Source organism: Promicromonospora sp. MEB111 (assembly GCF_030209445.1).
In the GTDB taxonomy this organism is placed as follows: Bacteria; Actinomycetota; Actinomycetes; order Actinomycetales; family Cellulomonadaceae; genus Promicromonospora.
In genome coordinates this window covers 286,339-294,504 of record NZ_JARVSD010000001.1, presented here as the reverse complement: position 1 = coordinate 294,504, position 8,166 = coordinate 286,339, and the positions used below count along the sequence as shown (strand labels likewise).

Sequence of the window (8,166 nt, the reverse complement as noted above, 5' to 3'; positions counted from 1 at the left end):
GCGACCTCGGCCAGCACCTCATCGCCGGCGGACTCCTCACCACCACCGCCGCCGCGGGCGCGGCGGGAGCCGCCGGTGCGGCCAAGCCCCGGTTCGGCAAGAAGGAGGCCGCTGTCGCGGCGAGCGTGCTCGCCGCGCTCGCCATCGGCGGCAGCGCCGCGGCCCTGATCGCCAACCAGCTCGGCGACCCGCCCGTCCAGGCCACCGACGACGCCGGGGCCGCCGGCGAGGGCGGCGGAGCGGGCGGTGGCGGAGGCGGTGGCGGAGCGGGCGGCGCCGGGGGCGGCGACGGCACGGACTCGTCCGACACCTCGGACAAGCCGTCGACGGACGAGAAGCCCCCGTCGATCCCGCCGGCGGACCCGCAGCCGCGCCCGGCCACCACGCCCAAGGAGGACGGCGCCGCCACGCCTGCCGACGAGCCGCCGGTGATGGCGGAGCCGGCGCCGGAGCCGGACTCCGGCGGCGCCCCTGCCGACACCCCGAACCCGCCCGCCGACTCCGGGCCGGACTCCGGCTCCGGGTCGAGCCCGGACGGTGGCTCCGACGAGCCGGACCCGCCCGAGGAGCCCACGGAGCCCGAGGAGCCGCCGACCGAGCCGGAGCCCCCGGCCGAACCGCCGGAGGTGCCGGAGGAACCGGCGGAGGAGACGCCGGGTCTCGGGACCGCGCTGGAGGACCTGCTCGCCAGCCTCGGCCTCTCCGACCTGCCCGGCATCGACCTCGCGACCACCACGCTGGACGAGATCTGGCAGCTGCTCTTCGGCACGTTCTCCGACGCGGCCGACGACGCAGAGTCGGCGACCGGGGACTGATGGTCGTGCGGGCCTCCCACGAGGCCCGTGTCCCCACCTTGCTGTGCGGACGCACAGGTGATCTGGGCGCGAGCCCAAGATCTTCCCGCCATCACGGGGGACCCTTCCATGCTCATGCATTCTTTGCGAGCATGCACGCCCGGAGGCACGCGCGTCGAGGTGCCACGCGGTGCCACGCCGCGTGCAGGAGGGGGGCCGCGTGACCGTCACGAGCGCCGACCTCGGCCTGTGGGCGGCACACCGCCGCGCCGTGGTGTTCACGGTGTCCCGGCGGGTGCCCGGCATCGACCCCGAGCTCGCCACGAGCTGCGGCCTGGAGCTGCTCTGCGTGGAGCTCCTCAAGGCCCGCGACCTCGCCGACCCCCTCGCGTTCTGGAGCGCCGCGTCCATCGACGTGGCGAAGCGGATGGCCCGCGAGCAGGACGCGGCCGCCGAGGGATCCGACGACGGCGCCGCCGACGTCAAGCCGCCCGGGCACGCCGTCGACCTCGAGGTGCTGGGCCTCGCGATGGAACGGTTGCCGGCCGGCGAGCAGCAGCTCCTCTGGGACCACCACGTGGGGTCCCGGCCGGTGGCGGCGATCGCCGACGAGATCGGCGTGCTCCCCTACGCCGCCAAGCGCCGCCTGCGCCGGGCCGAGAACCGGCTCGCCAGCACCTTCGCCGAGGCGCACTCCGGCACGGCCGCCGACGTCGAGTGCCGGGCCACCCGGGCCGCCCTGCACGACTTCGTCCGGAACCGCCTGCTGCCCCGTCGGCGGCAGCAGGTCGAGGACCACATGGTCGGGTGTTCCGGCTGCACGCGCGCGTACGTCGACGTGCGCGAGTCCTACTGGATGCTGCGCGCCGCGGCCCCGGTCCTCCTGCTCGGCGCCGCGGCGTCGGCGGGTCCGGGCGCGACGGCGGCCGGTGTCGTCGCGGGAGCGAGTGGCGCCGCCGCCGCGGCCGGTCCGGCCGCATCGGGCGCGGCCACCGCCGGTACCGCCGCGGCGGGCGCCGGGAGCTGGCTCAGCACCGTGGGTACCCGGGCCGTCGTGACCGCCCGGAGCGTGCTGACCGACCCGATGAGCCTGACCGCGACCGTCGCCGGCGGCCTGTTCGTCACCACGGCCGTCACCATCGGGGTGGTGGGCAGCATCGAGGCCGCGCCGTCGTTCCACGAGACCGGCACGGTCTCGGTCGTCGCGCCGGACGGCACACGGCCCGTCGTCCGGCAGGCCGCGCGGCCCTCCCCGCACACGGATCCGGCGAACGTCCCCGACCTGACCGACGTGACCCCGACAGGGCTCGTCCCGTCCGCCCGGGCGACGGCGGCGGACGACGTCCCGCCGGGCCTGGCGAAGCAGGACGGGGTGCCGCCCGGCCTCGCCACGAAGGACACGGTCCCGCCGGCCCAGGCGAAGAAGGACGACGCGACGCCGCCTGGTCTCGCGAAGAAGGACGGCGTTCCTCCTGGTCAGGCGAAGAAGGACAAGGTTCCGCCGGGCCAGGCGAAGAAGGACGACGTCCCCCTGGATCAGGCCGCGAGGGACACCCCGCCCGGCCAGGCGAAGAAGGACACGCCCCCCGACGAGGCCGAGCGGGAGAAGAAGGACCGCAAGAAGGCGACGCCGCCCGGTCAGGCGCGCTCGAGGAGCACCAGCACCTCGTAGTGCGACGTCTGCGGGAACATGTCGAGCAGCCGCGCGCGCACGGGCCGGAGCGTCGGCATCGCGGCGAGGTCCTTGGCGAGCGTCGTCGCGTTGCAGCTCGAGTACAGGACGTGGTCGATCCCCGAGGTCTCCAGCCAGTGCGCCAGGTCCGCGCCGATGCCCCGCCGAGGCGGGTTCACGATCACCATCTCGGGCAGGTCCGGACCCTGCGGCCCGACGGCGAACGCCGTCGCGTCGCCGGCCGCGAAGGTGACGTCCCGGAACCGGTCCGCCTGGCCGTCGCCGCGCAGCCGCTCCACGGTGCCCGACGCCGCCGCGACCGCCTCGGCGCTGATCTCGATGCCCGTGACGGCGCGACCCGGCGCGGCGCAGTGCAGGGCGAAGCCGCCGACGCCGCAGTAGAGGTCCCAGAGGCTCCCCGGGTCCACCTCGTCGACCCAGGAGCGCGCCTGCCGGTACAGCTCGGTGGCGACCGCCGTGTTGGTCTGGAAGAAGCTCTGCGGACGCAGGTCGAGCGTGATGTCGTCGATGCGCATCGGGAGGGTGGCACGCTCCGTGAGCGGGATCTCGAGGTCGCCCTCCAGCACCGCGGCGTGCGCGGGCTGGATGTTCGCCGACGCCACCGCCAGGGCCGGGAGCTCGGCCTGCAGCCAGGCCAGGTGCTTGCGGATCCGGGCGATCGCCTCCTGGGAGCGCAGCACGAACCGGACCATGAGCTCGCCGTCGGGCGACAGCGTGACCAGCAGGTACTTGAGCTCCCCGCGCTGCTGGGCGCGCTTGCCCGTGCCCGAGACCTGATAGGGCTCCAGGTTCGCGCGCGTGACGAACGCCGCGAGCGGGCCGAAGGACGCCTGGAGCGCCTCGGGGTAGAGGCCGCAGTCGGTCAGGTCGACGCCGTGCCCGGCCCGGTCGAGGATGCCCAGCACCGGCTCGGCGACCGTGCCGCTCACGACCATCTTCGCCTTGTTCCGGAATCCGGACTCGACGCTGCTGACCGCGGGGAGCCAGGTGGTTCCGTCGGAGACCGGGTCGAGGAGCTCGGCGACGTGCCGCTCCTTGTCGAGCACCTGGGTGGGGTAGTCGATCTCCAGGAGGGTGCAGGAGTGGCAGCGTCCGGCGTCGTAGTGAGGGCACTGCACTCCCCCATTATCCAGTGCCCGCGCACCGCCGGGGTCAGCGGCGGCGCGCGGTGGCCCCGGAGGGTCGGTCAGCCCTCGTACTCGAAGTGCCAGGGCTCCTCGCGCCCGGCGCCCTGGCGGGCCCACTCCGGGTGCACCCAGCCGAACTTCGGCCCGTTGGCCGCGAGCCACTCGTACTCGGGCTGGCCGAAGCGGAAGCCGTCGTCCACAGGTACGTCCACAGCGAGCGCCCAACCGTGGTTGGAGGTGCCGGGCTCTGCGACCTGCCCGCTGCCGAACTCGTCCAGCGCCTGGAGCTGCCAGTCGTAGGGCCGGTAGCCGTACTCGATGCGCAGCGGCTTGCCGAGCTCCTCCTCGAAGGCCGCGCCGAGCTTGCTCCAGGCCTCGGCCGCGTCGCACCGGAGGTACTGGTCCTGCCCCTCGGGGCCGACGCCCACCAGGCACAGGTCGGCCTGCGCGAGGCGGCCGTTGGAGTCGTCGGCGACCGCCGCGCGGGCGGCCCACGCGGCGTCCTCGAGCGCGACCCGCGCCGTCTCGCGCTGCTGGCCGAGCGCCTTCACGGAGTTCAGCTTGTTCGTGTTCACGCCGACCGCGAGGGCCGCCTCGCCCTCGGTGCGGCGGGTGGCCAGCGCCGAGCGGACGCCGTCGGGCGCACCCACCTCGGCCGTCCAGTCGAGCGTGTAGGCGGAGTCCCGCACGGAGATCTTGAGCTGGTCGGTGATCGAGGCGAGCGACGCCTTGGCCTCCTCGAGCTGCTGCGCCATGCTCTCGGCCTGGTCGGCCTCCGTCTGGGCCTGCGCCTCGGCGTCCTTGCGGTCCTGCTGCCACTGGCGGTATGAGGCCTGCACGTCCTTGATCGCCGCCACGAGCGTGGTCGAGGTGGTGCTCATGGACATCGACCACTCGGTCGCCGCCGCCTCCAGGGCGTCGATGTCCTCGGGCCCGTCGAGGCCGGGGGCGCCGGCCTCGGGGATCGCCGGCGCCTCCTGCGCGCTGAGCGCCTTGGCCTGGGTGACGTGCGCGGCCAGGGCGGTGCGCACCGCGTCGTCGGCCACCCGGCCCTCCGACGCCGCGAGGGCCGTCTCGGCCTTCGCGATCTGCTCGGCCAGACCCTCCTGGGCCGTGCGCCCCACGTCGACCGCCTGCACGACGTCGGCGCGGGCGCTGCTGAGCTGCTCCAGGTCGCGCTCGTTGCCGACGTGGACGAGCGCGAACGCGATGCTGCCGATCAGGGCGGCCGCGGCGGCGATGAGAAAGACGAACAGCGGTCGCATGGAGCCGCCGTCGGGCCGCCCACCCGCGCCGCGCGGGACGATGTCCGATCTACCCGAGGACATGTCGGGTGTCGGCGCGGACCGCGCGGGCTTCGGCGCTTCCGCGTGGGCTGGTTCGGGCGAGGGCCCGGAGGATGTGGACGGCTCCACGTTGAGGGGCATGGCCCGCAGTTTGGCGAATCTCGGACGCGGGCGCTAGTTGCCTGCCCGCTCGGCGAGACTCTTGAGCTTCTCGTAGTAGGCGTCCGCCTCGCCGGCCTGCCAGTCCGGGATGTTGGTGTTGCCCTCGGTGAGGCCGACGGACCGGTCGGTGAGCTCGCGCAGGATGTCGGCGTGGCCGGCGTGCCGGGCGATCTCGTCGGTCACGTGCACGATGATCCGGAACAGCGTGACCTCGCCGTTCTTCCACCACGGCACGCGTCCGACGGTGCCCAGCGGGAGGGTGTCGACGGTCTCGTCGCAGAACGCCCAGGCTCGGCGGTAGAGGTCCACGACCGAGGCCACCGACTCGTCCGCGGTCGCGTACCAGTCGGCCTGCGGGTCCTTCTCCCAGTCCTCCTGCGAGACGAGCTCCGCCTGGTTCGGCCAGGGCCGCCCGAAGCACTCCCCGAGGTAGCCGATCTCGATGTTGGCGCAGTGCTTCACGATGCCCAGCAGGTTGTTCCCGGAGGGCACCAGGGGCCAGCGTGCCTGCTTCTCCGTGAGGCCCTCGAGCTTCCACACGAGGGCCTCACGGGTCTCCTGGAGGTACTTCTTCAGGATCTGCTTCTGCTCGAGCTCGGCCGCGTCGCCCACGGTCCCGCCGGTCGTCTGTGTCATGGGGACAGTGTGTCCCCGGCCACCGACATCCACCGAGCGCTTTCTACCGGAGCCGGCTCCGCCGCGTCGGCTTCCGGTGGAGCCACCACTCGGCGAACAGGAGGTTGACGATCCACGACACCCACGCGGACGCGACGGCGGCGCCCTCGATCTCCGGTGCGCCGAACCCGATGTCCGGGTCGGTGAGCGCGCCGGGGACGTAGATCGCGATGAGCACGGGCGCCCAGAACCGGTTGGTCACGATCGAGAAGGCGAGCGCCGTGCTGCGGACCATCCACTCCCGGTGGTCACCGAACCGGCGCTGTCGGACGGCGCGGTAGCCGAGCAGGGTGAAGGTCAGGAACAGCACGCCCATCATGGTGTTCGCCACCTGCTGACCCACGCCCGCGCTCGGGAACTGCGCGGTGACCAGCGCGGCGACGCCGGTCACGAGCGCAGTGACCACGTAGACGCGGCCGCTCCACCGGTGCACGCGCGGGTGGTGGGCCCGCAGCCACGGCCAGAGCTGCAGCACGCCCGCGGAGAGCATCACCGAGCCGGCGAAGATGTGTGTCACCAGGGCCGGGTAGAACGCCGGGCCGCGGTCGGTCGGGACCAGCGATCGCGCGGGGTCCAGACCCACGTACCGCGGCAGGGCCGTGACCAGGAGCACCGCGGTGACCAGGGCGAGGGGCGCGATCCACGGCCGCCGCCACCAGCGGGTCGCCGGGGGCGACTCAGCGCCGGGCACGGAACGCCACCCCTGCCGCCACGGCGAACACGAGCCCGAGGCCCACGCACCAGGTGATCGCCAGCGCCGCGACGTCGCCCGGAGCGGTGCCCCCTGCGCCGGCGACGTCGCCCGCGAGCAGCCCGCGCACCGTCTCGATCACCGGCGTGACCGGCTGGTGCTCCGCGAACCCGCGCAGCCAGCCCGGCAGCGTGTCGACGGGCACGAACGCGCTGGACACATAGGGCAGGAACATCACGAAGAACGAGAAGCCGCCGGCGGCGTCGGGCGAACGGACCAGCACGCCCACGAACGCGGCGAGCCAGGTGATCCAGCCGACGAAGAGCAGGATCATCCCCACCGCGGCGAGCCACTCCAGGGCCGTGGCCGCGGGCCGGAACCCGAGCAGGATCGACACCCCGAAGACGATCGCGGTGGTGACCAGGTTCTTCACCAGGCTCGCCACCACGTGCCCGGACAGCACGGTCCAGGAGCTCACGGGCATCGACCGGAGCCGGTCGACCATGCCGCCCGACATGTCGCGCTCCACCGCCATCGCCGTGTTCGCCGCGCCGAAACCGGCGGCCAGCAGGATCACGCCGGGCGTCACGTAGTTGATGTACTCCGTGCCGGTGTCCAGGGCCCCGCCGAACACGAGGACGAACATCAGCAGGATGATGACGGGCAGCACCACCGCGGTGATCATCGCGTCCGCGTCCCGCGAGACGAGGCGCAGGCCGCGCGTGGTCATGGTCGAGACGTCGCTCAGCACGTGGCTCATGCCGCCACCCCCGTGGTCCGGGCCGGGTGCTCCTGGCCGGCGTGCCCGGTCAGGGTGAGGAAGACGTCGTCGAGGCTCGGCGCGCGCACCTCCCAGTGCTCGGGCGCCACGCCGGTGTCCTCGACCAGCGACAGCACGGACCGCACGTGCGCGACCGAGCCGTCGGTGGGCACACGCACCCTGGCGCCGTCGACCGTGGCGCCCGCGAGCGCGGCGGCGACCCGCTCGACGTCGGCCGCGGCGGCGAGGGTGAGCTCGACGCCCGCCTCGCCCACCTGGCGCTTGAGCTGGGCCGGCGTGCCGTCGGCGACGATCCGGCCGCCGTCCACGAGCGCGATCCGCTGGGCGAGGCGGTCGGCCTCCTCCAGGTACTGGGTGGTGAGCAGCACGCTGGTGCCGTCGGCGACCACGCCGCGGACCACGTCCCACAGGGCCTGCCGGGACCGGGGGTCGAGCCCCGTGGTGGGCTCGTCGAGGAACATGACCCGGGGCCGGGTGAGCAGGCCCGCCGCGAGGTCGAGCCGCCGTCGCATGCCACCCGACCAGGTGCCGACGTGCCGGCTCGCGGCATCGGCCAGGTCGAACGCCGTGAGCAGCTCGGCCACCCGGTCCCGCACGACGCGGCGGGGCAGGTGGGCGAGCCGGCCCATCATCGTGAGGTTCTCGGCGCCCGACAGCTTGTCGTCGACGGCGACCTGCTGCCCCGTGAGGCTGATGATCTCGCGCACCCGCCGCGCGTCCCGCACCACGTCGAACCCGCCGACCGTGGCGCGGCCCGCGTCCGGCTTCAGCAGCGTGGACAGGATGCGGACGGTGGTGGTCTTGCCCGCCCCGTTCGGGCCCAGCAGCGCGAGCACCGCGCCTTCCTGGAGCTCCAGGTCGAGCCCGTCCAGCACGGGCGGGCTCGTCGAGCCCCTTCTCCCGAAGGACTTGCCCAGTCCCTCGGCCGTGACGATCGCAGTCATGGTCCTTCTCCGA

7 protein-coding genes and 1 pseudogene are annotated in these 8,166 nt (G+C 73.9%); 2 read left to right on the top strand and 6 right to left on the bottom strand.

Annotated elements, in window-relative coordinates; genetic code table 11:
• Both QRN56_RS01265 and QRN56_RS01260 read left to right on the top strand, forming a co-directional pair.
• Positions 1–815: pseudogene (locus QRN56_RS01265) on the top strand (hypothetical protein); the annotation flags it as partial.
• A gap of 199 nt (positions 816–1,014) precedes the next feature.
• On the top strand, positions 1,015–2,466 hold the full coding sequence (locus QRN56_RS01260; protein ID WP_285100645.1) for a zf-HC2 domain-containing protein: 1,452 nt from the start codon (positions 1,015–1,017) through the stop codon (positions 2,464–2,466).
• On the opposite strand, the gene rlmC is transcribed toward QRN56_RS01260, so the two are convergent.
• The 6 genes from rlmC to QRN56_RS01230 form a co-directional block, all read right to left on the bottom strand.
• Complete coding sequence (gene rlmC / locus QRN56_RS01255; RefSeq protein ID WP_285100644.1) at positions 2,433–3,605, bottom strand: 23S rRNA (uracil(747)-C(5))-methyltransferase RlmC; 1,173 nt, start codon at positions 3,603–3,605, stop codon at positions 2,433–2,435. The genes QRN56_RS01260 and rlmC overlap by 34 nt on opposite strands.
• Positions 3,606–3,673: 68 nt before the next feature.
• The gene (locus tag QRN56_RS01250; RefSeq protein WP_285100643.1) at positions 3,674–4,942 is read right to left on the bottom strand and encodes a M15 family metallopeptidase; all 1,269 of its coding nucleotides are present in this window, start codon (positions 4,940–4,942) and stop codon (positions 3,674–3,676) included.
• Between the two features lie 132 nt (positions 4,943–5,074).
• Positions 5,075–5,698 (bottom strand): DinB family protein, encoded by a 624-nt coding sequence (locus QRN56_RS01245; protein WP_285100642.1) that lies wholly within the window; start codon positions 5,696–5,698, stop codon positions 5,075–5,077.
• 43 nt (positions 5,699–5,741) lie between these two features.
• Positions 5,742–6,428 (bottom strand): DUF2306 domain-containing protein, encoded by a 687-nt coding sequence (locus QRN56_RS01240; protein ID WP_285100641.1) that lies wholly within the window; start codon positions 6,426–6,428, stop codon positions 5,742–5,744.
• Positions 6,415–7,188 (bottom strand): ABC transporter permease, encoded by a 774-nt coding sequence (locus QRN56_RS01235; RefSeq protein WP_285100640.1) that lies wholly within the window; start codon positions 7,186–7,188, stop codon positions 6,415–6,417. Before QRN56_RS01235 ends, QRN56_RS01240 begins: the two co-directional genes overlap by 14 nt.
• Positions 7,185–8,153, bottom strand: a complete 969-nt coding sequence (locus QRN56_RS01230) for an ATP-binding cassette domain-containing protein (RefSeq protein WP_285100639.1) — start codon at positions 8,151–8,153, stop codon at positions 7,185–7,187. Before QRN56_RS01230 ends, QRN56_RS01235 begins: the two co-directional genes overlap by 4 nt.
• Positions 8,154–8,166 lie beyond the last annotated feature (13 nt).